We start from the raw sequence: 21,934 nt of genomic DNA on the forward strand, positions 1-21,934 counted from the left end.
ATTGTAGAGTAACGGATCACAATAAAAATGATATTCTATATCCCGCTCCGAGTACTGAAACCCTTGTTAATCACCTGATTTTCAAGGGTTTTTTGTTTTATTACTTCTAGGCTTCCCCGCATTTTCCCCGCAATCAAAATTTTTATTGCTTTATAAAGGGTTTTTTGATCCTAAAATCTCTCTTATTCTCTTATTATTTTCTAATTTTAAGACCGTGTTAACAAACCACCGGTAAAAGCAGCTCCCTACACTCCTTTGCCAGACCAACTTAATAATTTTCTGTATGCAGAGGGAACAGGCTTTCATGGGTTTTTATACTCTCAAGCCTCACAATAAAGTTTTTCCCTTTCTGACAGCAATGATAAACTTGCTAAATGGCCCTATTTCAGTCCTCTGTTCTTAAAGATCAACTGCGGCTGCAGGATGAGCAGCAACTAAACAAAGCTTATAAAAATTTTACCGGCTTTTTTCATAATCCCAATATCCAGGAGAATATAAGAAGCTCCAAAGAAGAGCAGTTCCAGGCCACATTTTTGAATGAGCTGTTCGTAAAGGTGCTGGGCTATACAATGAATCCTCAGCCGGAGTATAACCTCACGACAGAATTTAAGAATCAGAAAAATGCCCGAAAGGCAGATGGGGCCATCCTCAGCGACGGGCAGGCTGTTGGAGTGATAGAACTCAAAGGCACTAACACAAAACACCTGGAGGGAATAAGACAGCAGGCATTTGACTACAAAGCTAACCACAAAGGCTGCGTCTATGTAATTACGTCTAATTTTGAGAAGCTACGGTTTTATATCAACGATGCTACAGAATTTGTTGAATTCGACCTGTTCGAGCTCAACCGGGAGGATTTTTCGCTGCTCTGGTTTTGCCTGCACAAGGAGAACCTGCTTTCAGGGAAACCGCTCAGGAGTAAGGAAGCTTCTTTGGTGGAAGAAGAAGTCATCACCAAACAGTTCTATAAAGATTATTCAATTTTTAAGCGGGAACTCTACCGTGACCTGGTAAAGCGGAATGCGAAGCGGCTGAAAAACTCAGGACCTTCGGGTTATGAATCCGACGCTCAGGATGAAGCGCAAATTGAAATGGCCAGTCCTGAAAAGAGTGTAAAGCAGAATCTTTTCAAGAAGTCGCAGAAGCTCATTGACCGTTTTCTGTTTATCTTTTTTGCTGAAGACCGCGCGCTGCTCCCCCCGAACTCCATTCATAAAATCCTGTCTGACTGGAATAAGTTGAAGGACCTCGATGCAGAAATGCCTCTCTACGACCGTTTCAAGCTCTATTTTGGCTACCTGGACAGCGGAAGAAAAGGAACGGATAAAAAAGCAGAGATCTTTGCCTACAATGGTGGACTCTTTAAACCAGATCCTGTACTCGACATGCTGGAGATCGACGATGAACTCCTCTACAAACACACCTCCCGCCTCGCTACTTACGATTTTGAAAGCCAGGTAGATGTGAATATCCTGGGACATATTTTCGAAAATTCCCTGAACGAGATTGAAAGCGTCAATGCAGAAATTGAAGGTGGAAGTTTTGACAAGCAAAAGAGCAAGCGTAAAAAAGACGGAGTATATTACACGCCCAAGTACATCACTAAATATATAGTAGAAAATACAGTAGGCAGACTTTGCGAGGAAAAGAAAAGTGAGCTGGGCTTTAGAGAAGAAGAATATTTTAGGGGGAGAAAGCGACGGCAAAAAGACACTTTAGAGGCCCTGATAAAAATCCTGGAAGATTATCGCGAGTGGCTGCTGCAACTCACCATTTGCGATCCCGCTTGTGGGAGTGGCGCTTTCCTCAACCAGGCACTGGACTTTTTGATCAAAGAACATGAGTACATTGATGAAATGAAGGCGAAGCTGCTTGGCGGCAAGCTCATTTTAAGCGACATTGAAAGTACCATTTTAGAAAGGAATATCTACGGCGTTGACATCAACGAAGAAAGTGTTGAGATTGCTAAATTAAGCCTCTGGCTCCGTACCGCCCAGCCCCGCCGAAAGCTCAACGACCTTAGCAACAGCATCAAATGCGGCAACTCCCTTATAGGCGATAAAAAAGTAGCCGGCAATAAAGCTTTTAAATGGGAGGCAGAATTTCCGGAAGTCTTTGCAAAAGGTGGTTTTGATGTGGTCATTGGAAATCCTCCTTATGTAAATATTGTCAACATTGAAGATAAGAAGTTGAGGAAAGCTCTTCAACAAAAATTTTCCACTTTCAAGAATAAATGTGATCTATATAGTTTATTTATTGAACAGTCTATTTTATTGGCAAAGAAGGAGGGAGAGTTGGGCTTTATTTTCCCAAACAGCTGGATGGGAACGAGTAGCTTCATTAAATTTAGACAGTTCATTTCCCTGGAAACTCAAATTAATACCCTTGTGGAACTTCCTCCGGGTGTTTTTCAGGATGCCGTAGTCACCACCGTCATAATGACAACAACCAAGAAGGAATCCGAGGATAATCATTCTATTTCACTCCTTTTTCCTGAGAACAGAATTTTTAAGTATAAAAGGCATTCTATAAGTTTAGACAAAATTCTTTCCTCAACATTTTTCACCTATTCTTTTGAACCCATTGTTCAGTTAGGAAATGAAGAAGCGAAGTTGGCAGAATTGGTTTCCTTTTCCTTAGGGATAAAAACCAGTGATGACAAAAGATTCATTTTCAGTTATAAAAAAGATGAAAGCTCATTTCCAATGCTCAGAGGTAAAAATATAGGAAGATATTTCAAGAATATCAGTGGGGAATATTTGTGGTATAAACCTGAACTTATAAAGCAAAAATCAGGGGGGAGACCTAGAGTTCTAGAAAATTTTTTAAGGCCTAAGTTATTAATTCAAGATATTTCGAAATCCATAAATGCTACTTATGATGATTCCAATGCTTTAGTAAATGATACAATTAATGTCATCTATGATTCAAATGAAAGTTATTCTTTACTTTTTATTTTAGGATTATTAAACTCTAAAGCAGTTAATAGCTGGTTTAGTTCTACTTTTCCAGAAGGATTGCACATTAAAATAAATCAGTTGGGTGAAATTCCTGTGCCTAAAAGCAACGCTCATCAGAGACAATTGATTGAAAAAAATGCAGATCTTCTCCTTACAAAACAAGAAGCACTTACCTCTAAAGTTGATAAGTTCTTGATTTTTATAAAGTCACAGATAAAATTGGTAAAAGCTAGTTCAAAGCTCCAATCTTGGCACGAGCTCGAATTCGGTGAGTTTATCAAAGAGCTGAACAAGGCGATCAAAGCAAGTAATAAAGTCCGCGCCAAAGAAGCAGCCGTACATTCCGGAGAAGGTGGTGACGCAACTTCTGTAGTGGAGGTGCCGACGCTCACCAAAAAGGATGAATTTGAATGGATGGAGCTGTTTGAGGAAAACAAGCAAAAAACCCTGAAACTGCAAAGGGAGATAGAGAAGACGGATAAGGAGATAGATGCAATGATTTATGAGCTTTATGGGTTGACGGAGGAGGAGATTGAGGTTGTTGAAAGCTCCATTAACTGAAGAGATGGGAGAAAGATTGGGGGACAACAAGAGGAACTAAAAATGCACGAGAAATTAAATTGAAAAAGGAATATGAATTAAACAGACAAAACTGTTTTTCTAGTTAATAAGAACTGATAATCACAATTAGGTTTAGACCTTGAAAAAAATAAATTATGTCACTGCAGGTAACAGATGAAAAATTCACTCAACTTATTCAAGAAATTGAAAAAGTTAGAAGAAGAAAGGTGATTGACTTTAACAATCCCAATGAGATTCAATATTTAGATCCATTTGATAATTTAGGTAAGATCAAAATCTCAAATAATCATTTGATATTGGGTCGAAGAGGCTGTGGTAAGACAACATTATTACTCACCACTATCAAGGAAAATAATTCTGACTTCATACTGCCTCTGGATTGTCAGGTTTATCGGGAATGGAATTCAGAAAAAATTATAATTGAAGTTCTTCAGAAATTTTTAGACAAATTAAAGATCTTCATATTAGAGTCGGAGGCATTTAAAAAAGCCGAAGAAGTTTATAAAGAAGAAAATAAGGGAATATTCAACTGGTTCAAAAACTTAGGAAACGATAAGAAAATTTCTGATTACGAAAAATTTCTATGGTTGATTTCGAACTTAAAAAATTTATATTTCTACTTAGACAAATTAAAGGAATTACCGAATGAACCTATTGCCATAAATATTAAACAAACAAAAAAGAAGTTTACAAAACTTGAGATTAACTCTTCATCAGAATTAAAGGCAATTTCCAAGTTTAATGCCAGTGGCAATGTACCGATACATTTTACCAAATTGCAAGGAGAAATTGAATTGCTAGCAGGATATCAGCGGAACTCAAGCCGAACAGAAAAAAATGAAGAAGAAAACTCACAAGATCTGGCATTTATCCAAACAATAGACAAGAGAGAAAAATTAGATGATTTAATTTTATCAATTTCCGATAGTTTAGGTTATTTCTCAGAACTCACTGGAAATAAAACAGTTTTATTTTTAGACGATTTCTATCTTGTAGAATTATCTAAACAGCCGAGAATAGTACAGTATTTACATGATATTTATAAGAATGCTAAATTAAATTCATTTTGCTTTAAGCTCTGTTCCATTCCCAATAGAACTCGGATTAACAAAGAAAATAAAGCCGACTTTTCTTTTAAAGATGATTTTTCACCAATTAGACTTGATAAAGAATTGTATGATTTTGCAAATTTGAAGGATTATCTACTCAAAATTACGGCGAATCTAAGTCCTGCATTAGGTTTAAATAGTAATGACATTTTAGGAATTTTTAGTAATGATGACGTACTTAATTTTACAACAGTTGCGACCGGCGGTGTACCAAGAGATTTTCTCGTAATACTATCCGAATTGATCAAAATTGCAAGAAGTGAAAATGCACATAAAATTAAAAAAGAACATTTGTACTCAGCCATTAGTGATCTTAAGCAAGATAAGGAACAAAATATTGAGATAGAATCTGACATTCCTCCAGAAAAACTTAGAGAGGCTTTGGAAATTATTGAAAACGAAATAGTCAAAGGTCTTAAAACTAATGTGATTTTATATCCTGCGCAACTAGCGAAAGAGCACAATTCCTTATTAAAAAACTTGGTCAATCTCAGATACTTGCACATTATTAATGATAGTACAAGTTCCGATAAAATCAAAAAGGAGATTTTTGTTTCCTATCTAGTTGATATGACTTTTTATGCCACAGGCAGAAGACTGAAACCTGGATTTGACTTTAGGGAATTTTGGTACCAAGACAGTTCCCAAAGGCATAAACACCTAAGAAATGCTCCAATTTGGCACTTTAAAAATGAGGTTGTAGATGTTGAAGTATTGACTTCCTCGGCTCAGCGCAAATAAAGGGTATTCCCGAAAGATGTTATAACCTTGTGAAACAGGAAATGGAGAATAAATAAAGAATATTTCATGCAACAAGACTACAACGAAGAATCTTTTAAAAAGGGAGAACAATTTGAAAAATATGTCGAGGAAAATATTTTCCCTGACGCTCACTATGAAGTTATTCACAAAACCAGCGATAGTGAACAAAATAGGAGACGTTTTGTAAAAAAATCTTTAGAACCCGATTTTCATTTCAAATGTAGAGTTACTGGTAAGGAATTTTACGTAGAAGCCAAGTGGAGAGCGAAACCTTACAAGGATCTTTACCAGGTATTGAGCGAAAAGCAATTTGAGACATTTCCAAAACTTCATTCTTCTAAGCGGCCCATTTATATTGCCTTTGGCTATGGCGGGCAGGCATCAAATCCAGATTATGTGAGCCTTATTCCTTTGGAACAAGTTAGAACTTCCAAATTGTCACCTCGTGAAGTTCATTCCTTTAATATTGAGAAGGCTCATTATCCTCCCAGTCGATTTACTAAAAAGGAAAAAACAACAGAGGCAGAGAGTGGGCAAAAGAAAAATCAGACATGTTCACATGAAGAGAAAAGAACTGCAGTAAAAAAGGGATTAAAGCAATACAATTCGAAAGTTCTCGCACTTGCTGCTGTAGGTGTACTGACAATTTTTACACTTTTCTATGGCTTTGCTTTTTCAAACAAGACTTCAGAGAAAACACCTGCAGACCAGCTACAAGCAATTATTACAGATTATTACCAGGCCATGAATAGCAATCAAATTGAAAAGCTGCCTGAGTTTTTGAGTCCGCAGGTCACCAGCTGGTATGGCGAACAAAATCCCTCCCGGGAATGGATCTATAGGAATGCCAGAGCGCATAGGGGAAAATATCCTTATTCTTCTTCAGACATTGATTGGGATTCTTTTAGGGTCATTCCTGCAGAAGCCGGAGGTTACACTGTTACATATGAAATGATCTACAGGTCCAAAGAAAAGATAACAGATGATTATACAGTTTATGATCTCAAGTTGCTCACTCAATGGGATGAAAATTTTAAGCTTAGAGGGATTACTGAGATTAGAAATTAGAAGAAATATTTATTCATAAGCAGTTAAAACACCTCGTCGAAAAACTGAAACAGCCTAGCAAAAAGCTGGATAATTATGCTATACTCAGTGATCAACCCTGGATAACAAGAACCGAGCATGAAAACGAGCGCTGCGTTTTCATTTTTCGTCAGAAAGAAAACGAACTCATAATTTCAATAAACGGAAAAGTAGAAATAGGAAAATGGGACTATATTCCTGCAATGAAGTCAATATTATTTTGCTGGTGGTTCAAATAATGGAGATATTATTTCTCCACATTTAAAATTTCCCTTAAATCATTTCTTGATAATGGTTTATGGTAAAGCTTTTCTACCAATAAATTTTGCTCTGCCTTTAATCTATCACTTTCATAGATAGAGGATGTGACAATAAAAAGCTTTAAGTTTTTAAAATTTAAATCTTTAATTAGCATTTGTTCTAAAAATTCCCACCCATTTAAATCTGGCATATTAATATCCAGAAGAACAATAATATTTTTAGGGGTATGGCGTAATTTTTCAAGCATATTTACTCCATCCAGGCCTCCCGGGCATTCATGAATATTTAAGTCAGCGTCAATACTATGAATTAGTTTTCTCGTAATCAATCGGGAAATTTTGTCATCATCAATAATGAGTACCTGTGAAATCATCTCTATTTTTCGGATATTAAATCTTCAGCTTCTTTAACAATATTATGGATAATCTCATCCATTTCATTGGAAGCAATTTTTAAATGCTCTAACCAAAATGATAAATTCTGGCATTCTTTCTCCTCATTCTCGATCATATTTATAATACCAAGGATGTTTGCTAATGGCGCCCTTACTAAATGAGATTGTTTCCAGGCAATACTCTTAAGATTTTCGTTCTGCCTTTCAATGTGACTAACATAATTGCTTCGACTTATGGCAAACTCAATACTTTTATACAAAAGTGTTGAATTAATTTCATCCTTGACCAGGAAGTCGTAAATACCCATTTCTAAGCTCTGTTTTGCAAGGGGGAGATCTGTGTATCCAGTTAGAATTATAATTGGAGTTTTTGGACATTTATTGATTATACTTTTTACCAATTCCAACCCGCTCATATCGGGCAAATGCAAGTCGAGTAAAATTATATCACAATTACAATCTTCACGATTAAAATAATCACAGACCAACTGGAATTCACTATATTGGGTAATAGATACTGTATTATAAATCTCAATCAGGTAATCTTCAATTAAAATAAAGTCCCCCAAATTATCTTCAACAACTAAAATTGACATTTCATCTTGCACCCTGGATTCTTTGACCATAACTTTTAACCCAAAATTGTTAACTGAAGCCAAAATGCTTCAATCTTTAAAATAGCTTCTATAAAATCATCCATATTGAGCGGCTTTTTCACATAGCTGTTAACATGATTGGCATAAGCCATATCAATATCCTTCTCATTTGATGAGGTAGTCAACATGATCACAGGAATTTTTTTCAATTCCGGATGAGTTTTCACTCTTTTGAGCACTTCGTGACCGTTATATATGGGTATATTAATGTCTAATAAGATAAGATCGGGTCTTTTAGCATTAGAAGAAGCCTCTCCCTTCAACAAAAAATCGAGAGCCTCCTTACCATCTTTTGCTACGCTTATTTTAGTCTTTATTTTACTTTCTTCAAAAGCGTCAAGTGTTAGTAATATATCTCCGTCATTGTCTTCTACTAGGAGGATGTGAACAGGTTTTGAATTCATATCATAAAGTACTAAGTTGTTTGGTAATAGTAAAGAAAAAGGTTGTACCCACACCTACTGCTGACTCAACCCAAATTTCACCTCCTAGAGATTCTACATGTCTTTTTGCAACAGAAAGTCCGATTCCCGTACCTTCATATTTATCTCTGGTATGCAGCCTTTGGAAAATAATAAATATTTTATTAAAGAATTCCGGATCAATTCCTATTCCATTGTCTTTTATTGAAAACTCCCAATTACTTGGATTTTCCTTTACTTTTATTTCAATATTTGGAGCAATCCCTTCCTTTGAATATTTTAAAGCATTATCTAAGAGAGAATGAAGCACCTGGGTTATAACGGCTTTATAAGTTGGAATGGTCGGCAAATCTTTTGCAGAGATTACAGCAGCTTTTTTGGATATTATTTTTCTTCTCAGCAGCTTATACTCGGAAACTAACTCGTTCAAATCTACTTGCTCTATGGCTTCAGTTGGTCTTCCTGCTCTTGAGTACTCTAATAAGTCCATTATAATTTGCTTCATTCTTGTAGCCCCATCGGTGGCAAAATAAATATACTGATGGGCTTTCTCGTCAAGCTGTTTTTCGTATTTACGCTTTAGTTGATTCATAAAACCGGAAATCATTCTTAAAGGCTCCTGCAAATCATGTGAAGCTACAAAAGCAAATTGTTCCAATTCCTGGTTAGATCGCTCTAATTCAACAGCATGTTTCCGAAGTTTGCGATTAAGTTCTTCTAATTGTATTTCATACTTTTTTTGGACGGTGATATCCTGAATACTTCCATAAATTCTTGAGCTGTGGTCATCGAGCATATCGGAATTAGCTGTCACATGAACCCATTTCTCATTATTTTCAAGAGAAACTATAGCCGCTTCGAAATCTGCAGATTTCCCTGTTTGGATACACTTCTGTAATCTGGAGCCAACCATCTCTCTGAAATCTGCCCGAAAAAGATTTATAAAACTTTCAAGATCAGGAATGACTGAAGTGGATTGAGCTTCTAAAATACTTCTTGTTATTGATGATAAGTGTACAGAATTTTCAGTAAAATTTACTTCCCAACTACCAAATTTTGCCATTTTTGAGACTTGCTCCAAAAGTTCTTCGTTTTTCACCTTTTCAGTAATGTCCAGTAAAACTGAATTAAATATTACCGTGCCATCTGTAAAACAAGTTGGTGAACCATAACCTAAGTGAATTTTCATTTCGCCATTAGGCATTAGATATCTCCATTGAGCTGACCATTTGGAATTAGTTTTAATTGATTCCTCTATACTATTGTGTAAGATTTTAAGATCGCCCCCCGCTCGTATCTGATCCCAAATTAAATGACTATTTCTTTCAATTTCATTAGCAGTAAAACCTAGTATTTGTTTTGCTCCTTTTGAGACCGATTTGAAATTGGCTGTGCCATTTGGATTAATACAGTACTGAAAAATGACCCCTGGTAGATCATTGCCTATTGATTGGAGTCTGAGTTCAAATTCCTTGTGATCCTGAATATCTTGAAAACTTCCATACAAACGCACACATTTACCATCCACAAATTCAGCATTCCCAATTCCCCTAACCCAAACTTCTTTCTTTTTAGCAGTAACTATTACCGCCTCAAAATCTGAAGGTTCGCCGGTCTGTATTAATCGTTCTATACCCTCCCAAACCATTTCCCGGAAATCTTCTCTATAAAAGTTAATACCCGTCTCCAAACTGGGTGAAAAGGTTTTAGGATCAGTTTCGTGCATTTTATGAACCTCTTCCGACCAGTACACAGTTTGCTTGAGCATATCTACTTCCCAACTTCCAATTTTGGCAAGTTGTCTCGCTTGACGGTTTAATTCTCTTAGTTTCTTTTCTTCGGTTATGTTCTTTGCTGTGGAATAGATGAGACCATCATTAAGATTTGCTTGACAGTACCAGCTTAACCATATAATTTCACCGCCTTTAGTAACAACCCGTATTTCAAAAGCTAAAGTGGTATGACCTGTTTTTAACAGCTTAAACTTTCGAGAAACCTTATCCAGGTCTCCAGGATGACAGAATTTCTTAAAATTGTGGTGAACTATTTCCTCTTCGGTATAACCCAGAAGCTCGCAGGCGGTCGAATTTATCTCTAGGATATTTCCTTGAAAATCACCTATACCTACTATATCTGGTATGGAATTCAACAAATGACTAAGATCACTTTCCACCAATTTGCGTTGGATCTCTGAGCCAAGAAATTCTTCCAATCGTTTAAATAGTTGATGATATTTCTTTAAATATTTTGCTTCCTTTTTAGTGCCAATGGCTAAAACGCCTAAAACTTTTTGATTGAATATCAATGGTATGCCATAGACCGAATTTAAATTTATACTACTAACCATGTCCTTTCTAATGAAGACTGAAGATTCCAGGACATTTTTCAAATGTAGTTGTTTCTCTTTTTGCCAAACCTGGCCAATTAATCCTATCCCTTTCTGAAAAAATTTTATGTTATTCTCTTTGTACAAACTCTTGATGTTACCATCTGATATATAATAACTCGTGAGTTGCATTTTAGTTTCTTCCAAATTTTTAGTCCAAAGCTCTACCCAATCAAATTTTCCGTACAGACCTATGGATTTGCACATTTCTCTTACGGCTTTTTCATAATCATTTTCCAGATTAAAATCGGCGCTGAGCTCTGTCAAAAGTTTGGTTTCTAATTCTCTGTTTTTTTGTTCAGTTACATCCCGTTCTATGGCAATAAAATGAGTACACAAATTTTTATCGTCAAAAACCGGTGTCACACTAAAATTAATCCAGAACTCCTCACCACTCTTTTTGTAATTAATCGTTGTGATCTCAGCACTTTCTCCATTTCGAAGTTTATTACCCAATTCGGCCAAAGCTCTATGATCAGAATTAGGTCCTTGTAAGATTCGGGGTGATTTTCCAATCACTTCGTCGGCTGTATAGCCGGTCAATGTGGAAAAAGCCTGGTTTACATAAATAATTTTTGGGCCGGGTTCATCCATAGGATCGGCCTCTGTAATAATAACGGCATCGTTGGTATTGGTTACCACACTTTGCAGTAGCTTACTTTTCTGATCCTTTTCAACTGTACTGGTAATGTCCCGTGAATTGGCTACAATTCCATTTACAGCAGGATTATTGAGCATATTGGTAAAAACGGTTTCAATCCACCGATATTCATTTTTATGATTTTGAAAGCGAAAAGGTTCTATTTTCAAACTGGAGAAATCGCCAAGGTTCTGCATGGCGGTTCTAACTCTATCAGCATCCTCTGGATGAATAAAATCAAAGGCATTTTTTCCAATAAATTTTTCCGGACTTATTCCTAAAACTTTCGTACTTGTTGGGGCGACGTATAGATAAGTCCCTTCCTCATCTAATACTGCTATAAGGTCTGAACCTTCTTGAACAAGTGTTTTAAAAAGCTGCTCACTTTCTAAATTTATTTTTTTCTTTTTCATATATTCTTACATCTTTGGAAACGTATAAATTAATTTTTCTGTACGATTCCATATAGCAGGATAAAATTGCTTTGCCCCCTCTATTTGACGAAAGTTTCTATGCCTCCCCTGAATTTTTGTAGTCCAAATGTGGGAGGAGAACTTCAAACTTTTGCGCTCTTTATCGACAAATATATCATTTTCAACGGATTCTTTTAAGCTGCTTACTTATCAACTACTAAAGTGTATTATGAAACTCAGTTGAAAAAAGCTTTTCTAAGTCAATTTCGGGACGCAATTTTCCTGGTAGGAAAAACGTGATAGCGATAGCAAATGATATTTCCGTAGGCTGTGACCTATAATGGTTAAAACTACCTTCTTTCTTTTGCTCTAACATTTCATTATCTCTCTACCAGCTGTAAATACAAAAGTCCAGCTCCGCGTACAGAAGCCCTCTTTATCTTATGGAACTAGAGGGTTTTAACTTTTAAACTTCTACAAGATTTTTTGGGGAGGTATGAAATGGGGGATTTCCCCTATAGCTCTTCTGCACATTATCGCTTATTTTACTCTTAGAAAAAATTCTTCACATGTTAAATCAGTCTTACAAGATCTGGCGTACGCTATTGCTCCTGTTTAGTGTTGTGCTGGCTGTCTACATAGTCTTAAAATATACCTCCTAACTTTTAGTACTTCATTTTTCTTAAGGCAGTGCCGGAATTTTGAGATTTCTTTTAGAAAATAGCTTTTTGAATAGTTTATTTTAGCCCTTCTGCATTAACATTATTTATGTGACAAAAAAGAACAGGTCATTTAATGGGTGACCCCGAATCAAGTAAGGCTGCCATAAGTCAGAAATAACATACCTACAACAGAATGAGTAAAAAGAAAATCCTAGTAGTTGACGACGACTCCGGAATCGGAGAAATGCTCAAGACCCTTCTTGAATTTTATGAATACGAGGTGACGGTTACTCCTAAGCCCGAGGAGACCCAAAAGCTGATCGTAGAAAAAGATATTGATCTGGTAATGCTCGATATGCTTATTTCCGGAGTCAATGGAACAGATGTTTGTGCCGATCTTAGGAAGAATCCGGAAACTAAAGAAACTCCTGTTCTCATGATGTCGGCTTTACACGATGCTGGAAAAAAGTGCAGGGAAGCAGGGGCAAATGATTTTATTGCCAAGCCATTTGAAATGGAAGATCTGGTGGCAAAAATTGAAGAGATTCTGGAGAAGACCGCAGAGCATTAGTTGGTCTCTGGTTGGCTCAGCTTTAATAGCCTTGCGGGATAATCTGAAATTATTCCATCCACTCCCAATTTCATCATTTTCCTAATCTTTCTCTTGCTGTTGACAGTCCAGGGAATAACTTTAAATCCCTGTGCATGTAGTTCTTCCACCTGCTCAATTCTTTTCAACTGTTTATAATATGGACCTATAAGATCTGGCCGGAATTGGAGTTGCTCAAGTTTTTCCTTCCAGGGAGTACGATAAATGAGCAGCGAAGTTCTTATTCCCGGATACTGTTTATGAAAAGCGTTCAGGAAATCTGCATCAAAAGATTGCACCACCACCTTTTCCTGCATTTCATATTTCTCTATAATTTCCATTACAAGTTCTGCAAATTCCCGGGGGGAAGGTTGGAAAATACCGTAATCCCGCGGCCTGGACTTTATTTCCAGAAAATATTCTATTGGGGGAAGGTTTTGATCCAAACGGTGGGCCTCTACCTGTTCCAAAACCTCACTTAGAAGTGGCTTGAAGGTCTCTATCTTCTTTTGATCCCTAAATCTTTGAGCCTTTAGTAGTCCGATCTTGTATTGCTTAATGCTGTCATATGGCATGTTATAAATGTTGTAACTTTTCTCTGCAGACTTGCTGATCTTTTTCCTCTCCGGTGTCAACACCGTAGCAGCTGCCATATAAGGTTCATGGGAAACCACCACCTTTTTGTCGGCAGAGATTACCAGGTCCATTTCCAAAGCATTTACTCCAAGAGAAACAGCATTTATGAAACCTTCAAGACTGTTTTCGGGATAGTGGGATACATATCCTCTATGTCCTATCACTTCAAAGGCGGAACCAGGAATTGCTTTTTTGGAACCCATACAGGAAGACATCATAATTAGAGCTAAGAAGAGAAACAGAGTAAGTCGCATTACCTGGTTTGATTCTATTAACTCTAATATATTCTATTTTAATTTAGTAAAAAAGCCGTTCGAAAAGGAACGGCTTTGAAAGATCGCAGGAACAAAAGGTCTATTGATGCTCCATTTCTTCATGATGTATTTGATCGTCGGTCTCGTGAATTTCCTCATCGATCTCGCGTTCCAGGTTCTCAGCGCCTTTTTTTGCCTTATCGGCGGCGCGGCGGGTATTGTCTTCAATATCTTCACCTATGGCCTCCACAGCTTCCTCTGTTTTTTCCTCAGTACTTTCCCTGCAGGAATAGGTGGTGAAAGTGATACCAATAACGAATAAACTTAAAATTACTTTTTTCATAACATCCTATTTTAAAGTTAAAAAGCCATAAGTGAGAACTTATGGCTTTAGATTCTTTTAAAAAAGAAAGAACTACTGCATATCGTCAGTTTCGTTCATTTCTTCTTCAATTTCCTCTTCAGTCTGTTCTCCAGCCTGCTCTATTTCATCTCCAGTTTCTTCAAGACCAGACTCAATGTCTTCTCCAGCCTCTTCAAAATCAGTTTCTACTTCTTCCATTTCAGCTTCTACATTTTCCTCGGTAGTTTCTCTACAAGAGTAGATAGATAGAGTAAATGCAGCAACAAGTAATCCTAAAAATAATCTTTTCATGTTAGTATGTTTAATTAGTTGAAACAAATTTAAACTATTTTTTATATATGCAAAGCAGTGTTTCAATAAAGTCCTGCTCCGCCCTGTGATGTAGCTTTTATTTTATCGGTTTTTTAAGAGATATTCTGAAATCATTTGGGTTGCCCCTTTGTTTTTCTGAATGTAAGTTGCCGAGGTCAATCCCATATTTTTTCGTTCATGTTCATTAGCTACCAGCCGGGAAAGTATGTCTCCGGCCTCCGCTTTGTTCTGCACCGAAACCAATCCTCCGGCATTTTTTAGTTCTTCTGCCTCCGGGAACCTGGAATAGTTTTTACCAATAATGATGGGAACCCCAAAAGCTGCCGGTTCCAATATATTATGAAGGCCCGTATCCCCGGCGGCCCCACCTACATAAGCAATGTCTGCATAGCTATAGATCCTGGTAAGCAGTCCAACTGTGTCAATAATGAATACTTTAGGATCATTTTTCCCGGTTTTATCTTTTTCAGAATATAGCACATTGTCTACCTCCAGTTTCTCCTGCAAGTGCTGGATCTTTTCTGTTTTTATGGCGTGAGGGGCTATAATGAAACGCACCTCTGCCTCAATATTATTTATGAAATCAACCAGGAGCGCTTCATCTTCGGGCCAGGTACTTCCCGCTACAATGCAGAGTTTGTCTTCGAGAAATTCCTCTATAAAATCCAGTTTATTATCATGCTCCAGCTGGGCGCTTACTCTGTCAAACCTGGTATCTCCACTGACAGCAGAGTTCTCAAAACCGATTTGATGTAGCAGTTCTTTGGATTTCCCGTTCTGAAGAAAAAAGAATTCAAAAGCTTGCAGATACTTTCTCATCCATTTCCCGTAAGGCTTAAAGAAGACCTGATCTTCTCTAAACGCCCCCGAAATAAGGAGGCTGCGCATTTTTCTCTTTTTTAATTCATTCAGGAAATTAGGCCAGAATTCATACTTTACGAACAGCGTCCATTCAGGATGTACCAGGTCGAGAAATTTAGCCGCGTTCTCTGCCGTGTCCAGTGGCAGGTAAGTCACCACATCGGCCAGGGAAGAGTTCTTTTTTACTTCGTACCCCGAGGGCGAGAAAAAGCTGAGCACGATCTTATGGGCAGGAAAAATTTTCCTTACTTCCCTAATTACCGGTACCGCCTGCTCATATTCTCCAAGAGAGGCTGCATGAAACCAGATGGTCTTGTCTGTCACTGCAATTTTAGAAGCAAGCTGCTCAAAAAGACCATTTCTGCCCTGGTTAAAGACCCGGAGCTTTTCACTGTACCTGCCCGCGAGAGGAAGTAAGTTTTCAGCAGTTCTTATGGCAAGGTTATAGAGAAAATGCAAGGCTGGTAATTTGGGTGCTAAATTAATAAAAACCCATTGGCAAAATTGGCTTTCTTCGTATTTTCGTAACCCTAACGTTATATGATGAAAAAAATCCAAATGGTTGACCTTAAGGGTCAATACGAAAAAATAAAAGATACTGTAAATTCCTCTTTTTCAGAAGTACTTAGTACCACTGCCTTTATTAATGGACCCGAAGTGCAGCAGTTCCAGAAAGAGCTGGAAAGTTATCTTGACGTAAAACATGTAATCCCTTGTGCCAACGGTACAGATGCCCTTCAAATTGCCATGATGGGGCTGGGGCTAAAACCGGGAGACGAAGTAATCACGGCCGACTTTACTTTTGCGGCCACCGTAGAAGTGATCGCTCTGTTGCAGCTTACGCCCGTCCTGGTAGACGTCGAACCCGATACCTTCAACATTGATCCCGAGGCTATCAAGAGAGCTATAACTCCAAAGACAAAAGCTATTGTTCCTGTACACCTGTTTGGGCAAACTGCAAACATGGATGCCATAATGGAGATCGCCGAAGAGCATGATCTCTATGTTATAGAAGATAATGCCCAGGCCATAGGTTCAAATTATCATTTTAAGGACGGTACTACAAAGAAAGCAGGGGCAATAGGTCATGCGGCATCCACATCTTTTTTCCCTTCTAAGAATTTAGGTTGCTATGGGGATGGCGGTGCAATTTTTACTAATGATGATGATCTTGCACATACTATAAGAGGAATTGTGAATCACGGGATGTATGAACGCTATCATCATGATGTAGTGGGCGTGAATTCAAGATTGGATAGTTTACAGGCAGCGGTACTTCGGGCCAAACTTCCACACCTGGATACTTATAATGAAGCGAGGCAGGATGCGGCCAGGAAATATTCTGAAGCACTCAAGGATGTGGAAGGAGTTACTGTTCCTTATACCGAAAGTAAAGATGATACTCATGTTTATCACCAGTACACCATTAAAATTGGCGATGGAAAGCGCGATGCTTTGGCAAAATACCTTTCAGAAAAAGGTATTCCGTTCGGGATCTATTATCCAATTCCCCTCCACAGTCAAAAAGCATATAAAGATGAGCGCTATAAGGAAGCAGATTTCCCTGTCACCAATGAATTGGTAAAGGAGGTCATTTCCCTTCCTATGCATACGGAATTGGATGAAGAGCAAATTTCCTATATTACCGGTTCTATTAAAGAATTTTTTAATCAATAGCACCTTATGAAATATTTCATTTTTGCCTGTAGCCTACTGTTCACCTTTGTAGCTGCTGCACAGGACACCTACATCCACAGCGGAAAGCTTCTGGATACTAAAACCGGAAAGATCCTCAATGAGAAGACCATAATTGTTTCCGGAGACAAGATTAAAGAGATTAGAGATGGATTTGTGCAACCCGCTAATCCCTCCGACAGTTTAATTGACCTGAAGCATATGTTCCTGCTTCCGGGCCTGACAGATATGCATGTACACCTGGAGAGTGAAACGAATCCTTCTAAATATCTTGAGCGTTTTACCAATGATCCGGCAGATGATGCTTTCAATTCTGTAGGGTTTGCTGAAACTACTTTGATGGCAGGATTCACCAGCGTTAGAGACCTGGGAGGTACGGGAGTGAATATTTCCCTGCGGAATGCCATTAACAAAGGAAAAGTCAAAGGGCCAAGGATCTTTACCTCGGGTAAATCCCTTGCCACTACAGGAGGTCACGCCGATCCTTCAAATGGAATGAACAGGGCACTGGCAGGAGATCCGGGACCCGCAGAAGGCGTTGTGAACAGTGTTGAAGATGCACGAAAGGCTGTAAGACAACGATACAAGAATGGAGCCGACCTTATCAAGATCACTGCTACGGGCGGAGTTTTAAGTGTAGCTAAAAGCAGTTCTAATCCGCAGTTCACTGTAGAGGAGATAAAAGCTATAGTTGATATTGCCAAAGATTACGACTTCCATGTTGCAGCCCATGCGCATGGAGATGAAGGTATGCAGCGGGCGGTAAAGGGAGGAGTGACCACTATTGAGCACGGGACCCTTATGAGTGAAGAGACTATGGAGCTTATGAAGCAATACGGCACCTATCTCGTTCCTACTATCACTGCCGGAAAAGAGGTTGCTGAAAAAGCTGAGATCGAGAACTATTACCCGGAACTGGTAGTTCCAAAAGCCAAACAAATTGGTCCGCAGATACAAAATACCTTCGGAAGAGCTTATAAAAAAGGAGTTAAGATCGCCTTTGGAACAGATGCCGGGGTATTTGAACACGGTAAGAATGCCAAAGAATTTGGTTACATGGTTGAAGCAGGGATGCCGGCTTTAGAAGCCATACAATCAGCTACCATCGTACCTGCACAAATCTTTAAAATGGAGAAAGAGATGGGGCAGGTCGCTCCAGGTTTCTTCGCCGATATTATTGCAGTTAAAGAAGATCCCACCAGGAACGTTAAGACCCTGGAGGATGTGCAGTTTGTAATGAAAGAAGGGAAAGTCTATAAGGATTAGTAAGCAGTATTCAGTGGTCAGTAAGCAGTAAGAATGTATGAAGTCATTTTTTACCTGATCATGAGAATGTCTTACAAGAAGTAAATAAAAGACCCGGGATCGCCCCCGGGTCTTTTATTTTATCTTTTTCAATATTTCCCAAAGGAAGGAATAGTGGATAGTATATGGATCTTTTTTATCACATTACCCGCACCCCGCAACTGGCCACATGCAAAATGCAAGGCTGAAATTTTGAACCTTAAACCTTAAACCTTAAACCTTGAACTTTGAATTTTATATCTCCGCCGAACTCACCTGCGCACTTCGATCTATCTTCTTGACCAGTCCCTGTAAAACTTTTCCCGGGCCAACTTCTACGAATTCGGTCGCACCGTCTTTGATCATGTTCTGTACACTCTGCGTCCATTTTACCGGTGCTGTCAATTGAAAAATAAGATTTTTTCTTATCTCATCGGGATCAGTTACTGCAAAGGTTGAAACGTTCTGGTAGATAGGACAGGTTGGTTGGTGGAATTCTGTTTCTTTTATAGCAGCTGCAAGTTCTTCCCTTGCCGGCTCCATGAGAGGAGAGTGAAATGCTCCGCCTACAGGAAGTACCATAGCTCTCTTGGCACCTCTTTCCTTCAGCTCTTCACAGGCTTTTTCTACCGCCAGGACATCTCCCGAAATTACCAGCTGCCCCGGGCAGTTGTAATTGGCTGCAACTACAGTTCCTTTAATATCGGCACAAACAGCTTCTACCAAATGATCTTCCATTCCTAAAACTGCCGCCATTGTAGATTCCTCTAGTTCGCAGGCGTGCTGCATTGCCATGGCTCTTTTGGAAACCAGCTTCAGGGCATCCTCAAAGTTTAGAACTCCGTTGGCAACAAGGGCCGAGAATTCTCCCAAAGAATGTCCCGCCACCATATCAGGCTTAAAGGAATCTCCTAAAACCTTGGAAAGGATCACAGAATGTAGAAAAACTGCAGGCTGTGTGACCTTTGTACGTTTAAGGTCCTCATCGGTGCCTTCAAACATTATTTTTGTAATGGAAAAACCGAGGATGTCATTGGCTTTTTCAAAAAGTTCTTTTGCAAGAGGGGATCTGTCATAGAGATCCTGTCCCATTCCTTTGAACTGGGCTCCCTGTCCCGGAAATATATATGCCTTCATAATAATGGTTATTAGTCTGCAAAATTAATAAAATTAAAAAATCCCTGTAGCCCGGGCTACAGGGATTCAAAATATGCTGTTGGGTCTAAAGGTTTAATTTTCCTTTTTCACCAATATCCTGATTCTCTCCTGTAACGGCGCCAACTCCCATTTTAAGGAGGGTGACGTATTTATTAGCCTTGGTATCCCAGTAATAAGCTTCTGCAGGAGTGACTTTTATAGCAGTTAAGTTTGGATCATCGGGCCCGTCAAACCAGTTATCGGTTCGGGGATTGTACAGATCTTCAAGTACAGACCTGTTCTTTGTGATCTCTGCTCTCCCATAGAGGCTCATGAACTCCATATCATCGGGATCACTGTAAAGCAAATGAACATCGGGATTTGCAGCGAGATTTTGATTGTGTTCACTGTTTCCCATGCTCAGGAACCAGACATCTCCATTATCATCGACCTTTTTCGTGCTCATAGGAATGGCGTTGATCGGCTTTTTCTCCAGCCCCGTGACCATCATGGCTACTTTTATATCGTCTACCAGTTCCCTTAGCTTTTCCCAGGATTCCTCTTTATTTAAATTCTCTGTGCTCATATATCTTTTTTTGTTATTCAACTAAATATAAAGGAATTAGCACAGCATGTGCTCTAAAGAACTGCTAAAAGAAGCTTTTAGCCTGTTAAGATTATGAAAAGCGACGGATTATCCCTTTTACCTGCGGAAGATAACTGCTGCCAAAAATGTTGAGGTGAACCAGGAGGTAGTACAGCTGCCAAAAAGGGATCCTTTGTTCCCAACCTTCCTGAAGCGGAAAATTCTCATCATAGACCTCAAATACTTCTGAAGGAAAGCCGCCAAAAAGTTTCATCATTGCCAGATCCATTTCTCTAGGGCCATAGCAAACCGCAGGATCGATGAGACAGGGCAGCCCTACTTCATTGGTCATGTAATTGCCGCTCCAAAGATCTCCGTGGAGCAGGGCAGGAGCTTCCTGTGGGATTTCTTCTGAAATATTTTTATAAAATCCTGAAAGTTCTCCCAGCAAAAAACCTCTGTCTGAAGCCATCTTCACCTGCGGCTCCAACCGCTGACTCACATAAAATTCCGCAGCCTCTGTGCAGCGACCGTTGTATTGTGGCAGGCTCCCAATATAGTTGGGATCCGAAAATCCGAACTTGTTTGCTGCTGTTTTGTGAAGCCGGGAAAGTTGCTCCCCAAAGACCTTCCAAAAATGGCTTTTTTGAGCCCCTTCTTTTTTATGCTCCAGGAGCAGGTAAGCCTTTTCCCCAATTTCCCCTATTCCAAGAACTTGAGGTACATCAAATGCTTTGGCTTGCTTCAGGGTTTCGAGTCCCTGCTTTTCGGCAGCGAACATCCCGGGAAATCTTTCCGCGGAATTGATCTTCACCACCTTCTTTCCTTCAGCAGTATCAAAAAGATAAACCTGGTTAATACTGCCTCCTGCCAGCGAAGTGATCTTGTCTACTTCAAAGCCGTGGCTGCCGGCCAGTTCCTGTATGACCTGTTGATCACTCGGCACGTTCGTAGGTGAGGTACGTAAAGGAGTATTTATGCCGCTCATCTGCGGGATGCTCTTCTTTTTCCACCAGTTTCCAGTTCTTCTCCTCAAAATGGGGGAAATAAGTGTCGGCGTCAAAAGTGCCGTGAACACGGGTCAATTCAATGGCATCGGCTTTTTCAAGAGCAAGCTTGTAGATCTCGCCACCACCAATGACAAAAGGTTGAGGGTCTTCCTTTGCAGCTTCCAGGGCTTTATCCAGAGAGTTTACCACTATTGTGCCTTCAGGGTGATAATCTTCCTTTCTGGTAATGACAACGTGGGTGCGGTTGGGAAGGAGTTGAGGAAATGTTTCAAAGGTCTTGCGACCCATGATGATGTAATGACCCGTAGTGAGTTTTTTAAATCTCTTGAAATCATCGGGCAAATGCCAAACCAGGTCTTTGTCTTTTCCCAATTCATTATTCTCTCCGGCAGCAGCGATCAAAGTGACTTTTCCCATGACTAAGAATTTATTGGAGCATCTGGATCTATAGGTTTATGGGTAGTGGGCGGAATATACGGCTCTCCTTTTTCTGGCAGGGGATATTCTTTGTCCACTTTTTTCTGTAGTTCTGCTATTTTTTTCTGCTGCTTGGCTACCAAACGGTCTATTTGTTCATTTTCCCAGTCTTTTCCAAAAAACTTGTTCGTCACATAGACGTTGAAGACATGGATGAGCAAGAGTAAAGCCCAGAAGATGATAGCCCATACAAACCAGTCGATCCCGAAAGGATTGATGTCGTGGCCAATTTCGAAAATGACGTTCAACAGGATCAAAACCACCGATCCCAGCAGGAAAACGATGAAATGCTGATATAATCTTCTTTTTTGCCTCGCCCGCATTTGAGCTCTTTCGATGAGCATGCGCTGCTCGGGGTCAATTTTTGAAGAACTTTGTTTTTCCACGCCCATTTTT

At 39.1% G+C, this 21,934-nt stretch carries 19 protein-coding genes; 6 read left to right on the forward strand and 13 right to left on the reverse strand.

Annotated elements, in window-relative coordinates; translation table 11 throughout:
• Nucleotides 1-374 precede the first annotated feature (374 nt).
• From ACXYMT_RS05145 to ACXYMT_RS05155, 3 genes are all read left to right on the forward strand, one after another.
• Nucleotides 375-3,521 (forward strand): Eco57I restriction-modification methylase domain-containing protein, encoded by a 3,147-nt coding sequence (locus ACXYMT_RS05145; RefSeq protein WP_459058015.1) that lies wholly within the window; start codon nucleotides 375-377, stop codon nucleotides 3,519-3,521.
• Between the two features lie 155 nt (nucleotides 3,522-3,676).
• Complete coding sequence (locus ACXYMT_RS05150) at nucleotides 3,677-5,392, forward strand: hypothetical protein (protein ID WP_459058016.1); 1,716 nt, start codon at nucleotides 3,677-3,679, stop codon at nucleotides 5,390-5,392.
• Between the two features lie 66 nt (nucleotides 5,393-5,458).
• Complete coding sequence (locus ACXYMT_RS05155; RefSeq protein WP_459058017.1) at nucleotides 5,459-6,481, forward strand: hypothetical protein; 1,023 nt, start codon at nucleotides 5,459-5,461, stop codon at nucleotides 6,479-6,481.
• Between the two features lie 265 nt (nucleotides 6,482-6,746).
• Here ACXYMT_RS05155 and ACXYMT_RS05160 read toward each other — a convergent pair whose 3' ends face one another.
• From ACXYMT_RS05160 to ACXYMT_RS05175, 4 genes are read right to left on the reverse strand one after another with little or no spacing between them, the layout of a single operon-like run.
• Complete coding sequence (locus tag ACXYMT_RS05160) at nucleotides 6,747-7,133, reverse strand: response regulator (RefSeq protein ID WP_459058018.1); 387 nt, start codon at nucleotides 7,131-7,133, stop codon at nucleotides 6,747-6,749.
• A gap of 2 nt (nucleotides 7,134-7,135) precedes the next feature.
• Complete coding sequence (locus tag ACXYMT_RS05165) at nucleotides 7,136-7,780, reverse strand: response regulator (protein WP_459058019.1); 645 nt, start codon at nucleotides 7,778-7,780, stop codon at nucleotides 7,136-7,138.
• 5 nt (nucleotides 7,781-7,785) lie between these two features.
• The gene (locus tag ACXYMT_RS05170; protein ID WP_459058020.1) at nucleotides 7,786-8,214 is read right to left on the reverse strand and encodes a response regulator; all 429 of its coding nucleotides are present in this window, start codon (nucleotides 8,212-8,214) and stop codon (nucleotides 7,786-7,788) included.
• 1 nt (nucleotide 8,215) lies between these two features.
• Nucleotides 8,216-11,671: a PAS domain S-box protein gene (locus ACXYMT_RS05175; protein WP_459058021.1), complete on the reverse strand. Its 3,456-nt coding sequence runs from the start codon at nucleotides 11,669-11,671 to the stop codon at nucleotides 8,216-8,218.
• Between the two features lie 855 nt (nucleotides 11,672-12,526).
• On the opposite strand from ACXYMT_RS05175, the gene ACXYMT_RS05180 reads away from it, so the two are divergent.
• Nucleotides 12,527-12,904, forward strand: a complete 378-nt coding sequence (locus tag ACXYMT_RS05180) for a response regulator (RefSeq protein WP_459058022.1) — start codon at nucleotides 12,527-12,529, stop codon at nucleotides 12,902-12,904.
• On the opposite strand, the gene ACXYMT_RS05185 is transcribed toward ACXYMT_RS05180, so the two are convergent.
• From ACXYMT_RS05185 to ACXYMT_RS05200, 4 genes are all read right to left on the reverse strand, one after another.
• Entirely contained in the window at nucleotides 12,901-13,812 is a 912-nt protein-coding gene (locus ACXYMT_RS05185) for a glycerophosphodiester phosphodiesterase family protein (RefSeq protein ID WP_459058023.1), read from the reverse strand. The two genes, ACXYMT_RS05180 and ACXYMT_RS05185, sit on opposite strands and share 4 nt — an antisense overlap.
• A gap of 100 nt (nucleotides 13,813-13,912) precedes the next feature.
• Entirely contained in the window at nucleotides 13,913-14,155 is a 243-nt protein-coding gene (locus ACXYMT_RS05190; RefSeq protein ID WP_459058024.1) for a hypothetical protein, read from the reverse strand.
• A 72-nt stretch (nucleotides 14,156-14,227) separates the two neighbouring features.
• Complete coding sequence (locus ACXYMT_RS05195) at nucleotides 14,228-14,467, reverse strand: hypothetical protein (protein WP_459058025.1); 240 nt, start codon at nucleotides 14,465-14,467, stop codon at nucleotides 14,228-14,230.
• 102 nt (nucleotides 14,468-14,569) lie between these two features.
• Nucleotides 14,570-15,808 carry a 3-deoxy-D-manno-octulosonic acid transferase gene (locus ACXYMT_RS05200; protein ID WP_459058026.1) on the reverse strand — a complete coding sequence of 413 codons (1,239 nt, stop codon included), beginning with the start codon at nucleotides 15,806-15,808 and terminating at the stop codon, nucleotides 14,570-14,572.
• An 84-nt stretch (nucleotides 15,809-15,892) separates the two neighbouring features.
• Between ACXYMT_RS05200 and ACXYMT_RS05205 the strand changes: the two genes are divergently transcribed.
• Nucleotides 15,893-17,026, forward strand: a complete 1,134-nt coding sequence (locus ACXYMT_RS05205; protein ID WP_459059148.1) for a DegT/DnrJ/EryC1/StrS family aminotransferase — start codon at nucleotides 15,893-15,895, stop codon at nucleotides 17,024-17,026.
• Between the two features lie 6 nt (nucleotides 17,027-17,032).
• Complete coding sequence (locus tag ACXYMT_RS05210) at nucleotides 17,033-18,310, forward strand: metal-dependent hydrolase family protein (protein WP_459058027.1); 1,278 nt, start codon at nucleotides 17,033-17,035, stop codon at nucleotides 18,308-18,310.
• A gap of 273 nt (nucleotides 18,311-18,583) precedes the next feature.
• Here ACXYMT_RS05210 and fabD read toward each other — a convergent pair whose 3' ends face one another.
• The 5 genes from fabD to ACXYMT_RS05235 all read right to left on the reverse strand — a co-directional run bounded on the left by fabD (nucleotide 18,584) and on the right by ACXYMT_RS05235 (nucleotide 21,930).
• A complete protein-coding gene (gene fabD / locus ACXYMT_RS05215) occupies nucleotides 18,584-19,465 on the reverse strand; it encodes an ACP S-malonyltransferase (RefSeq protein WP_459058028.1) in 882 nt (293 codons plus the stop codon).
• An 85-nt stretch (nucleotides 19,466-19,550) separates the two neighbouring features.
• Entirely contained in the window at nucleotides 19,551-20,051 is a 501-nt protein-coding gene (locus ACXYMT_RS05220; protein WP_459058029.1) for a pyridoxamine 5'-phosphate oxidase family protein, read from the reverse strand.
• 91 nt (nucleotides 20,052-20,142) lie between these two features.
• Nucleotides 20,143-21,039, reverse strand: a complete 897-nt coding sequence (locus ACXYMT_RS05225; protein ID WP_459058030.1) for a fructosamine kinase family protein — start codon at nucleotides 21,037-21,039, stop codon at nucleotides 20,143-20,145.
• Nucleotides 20,987-21,478 carry a dihydrofolate reductase gene (locus tag ACXYMT_RS05230; RefSeq protein ID WP_459058031.1) on the reverse strand — a complete coding sequence of 164 codons (492 nt, stop codon included), beginning with the start codon at nucleotides 21,476-21,478 and terminating at the stop codon, nucleotides 20,987-20,989. Before ACXYMT_RS05230 ends, ACXYMT_RS05225 begins: the two co-directional genes overlap by 53 nt.
• A gap of 2 nt (nucleotides 21,479-21,480) precedes the next feature.
• Nucleotides 21,481-21,930 carry a 2TM domain-containing protein gene (locus ACXYMT_RS05235; RefSeq protein ID WP_459058032.1) on the reverse strand — a complete coding sequence of 150 codons (450 nt, stop codon included), beginning with the start codon at nucleotides 21,928-21,930 and terminating at the stop codon, nucleotides 21,481-21,483.
• Nucleotides 21,931-21,934: the final 4 nt, after the last annotated feature.

The sequence above is a fragment of the Salinimicrobium sp. CAU 1759 genome (assembly GCF_054482715.1).

Excerpts from the sequence above, each read along its gene's own strand:
- ACXYMT_RS05165 (WP_459058019.1), bottom strand. The coding sequence starts at position 7,780 with ATGGTCAAAGAATCCAGGGTGCAAGATGAAATGTCAATTTTAGTTGTT.
- ACXYMT_RS05190 (WP_459058024.1), bottom strand. The coding sequence starts at position 14,155 with ATGAAAAAAGTAATTTTAAGTTTATTCGTTATTGGTATCACTTTCACC.
- ACXYMT_RS05205 (WP_459059148.1), top strand. The coding sequence starts at position 15,893 with ATGAAAAAAATCCAAATGGTTGACCTTAAGGGTCAATACGAAAAAATA.
- ACXYMT_RS05170 (WP_459058020.1), bottom strand. The coding sequence starts at position 8,214 with ATGAATTCAAAACCTGTTCACATCCTCCTAGTAGAAGACAATGACGGA.
- ACXYMT_RS05235 (WP_459058032.1), bottom strand. The coding sequence starts at position 21,930 with ATGGGCGTGGAAAAACAAAGTTCTTCAAAAATTGACCCCGAGCAGCGC.
- ACXYMT_RS05220 (WP_459058029.1), bottom strand. The coding sequence starts at position 20,051 with ATGAGCACAGAGAATTTAAATAAAGAGGAATCCTGGGAAAAGCTAAGG.
- ACXYMT_RS05150 (WP_459058016.1), top strand. The coding sequence starts at position 3,677 with ATGTCACTGCAGGTAACAGATGAAAAATTCACTCAACTTATTCAAGAA.
- ACXYMT_RS05155 (WP_459058017.1), top strand. The coding sequence starts at position 5,459 with ATGCAACAAGACTACAACGAAGAATCTTTTAAAAAGGGAGAACAATTT.
- ACXYMT_RS05180 (WP_459058022.1), top strand. The coding sequence starts at position 12,527 with ATGAGTAAAAAGAAAATCCTAGTAGTTGACGACGACTCCGGAATCGGA.
- ACXYMT_RS05225 (WP_459058030.1), bottom strand. The coding sequence starts at position 21,039 with ATGAGCGGCATAAATACTCCTTTACGTACCTCACCTACGAACGTGCCG.
- ACXYMT_RS05175 (WP_459058021.1), bottom strand. The coding sequence starts at position 11,671 with ATGAAAAAGAAAAAAATAAATTTAGAAAGTGAGCAGCTTTTTAAAACA.
- ACXYMT_RS05195 (WP_459058025.1), bottom strand. The coding sequence starts at position 14,467 with ATGAAAAGATTATTTTTAGGATTACTTGTTGCTGCATTTACTCTATCT.
- ACXYMT_RS05230 (WP_459058031.1), bottom strand. The coding sequence starts at position 21,478 with ATGGGAAAAGTCACTTTGATCGCTGCTGCCGGAGAGAATAATGAATTG.
- ACXYMT_RS05145 (WP_459058015.1), top strand. The coding sequence starts at position 375 with ATGGCCCTATTTCAGTCCTCTGTTCTTAAAGATCAACTGCGGCTGCAG.
- ACXYMT_RS05210 (WP_459058027.1), top strand. The coding sequence starts at position 17,033 with ATGAAATATTTCATTTTTGCCTGTAGCCTACTGTTCACCTTTGTAGCT.
- fabD (WP_459058028.1), bottom strand. The coding sequence starts at position 19,465 with ATGAAGGCATATATATTTCCGGGACAGGGAGCCCAGTTCAAAGGAATG.
- ACXYMT_RS05185 (WP_459058023.1), bottom strand. The coding sequence starts at position 13,812 with ATGCGACTTACTCTGTTTCTCTTCTTAGCTCTAATTATGATGTCTTCC.
- ACXYMT_RS05160 (WP_459058018.1), bottom strand. The coding sequence starts at position 7,133 with ATGATTTCACAGGTACTCATTATTGATGATGACAAAATTTCCCGATTG.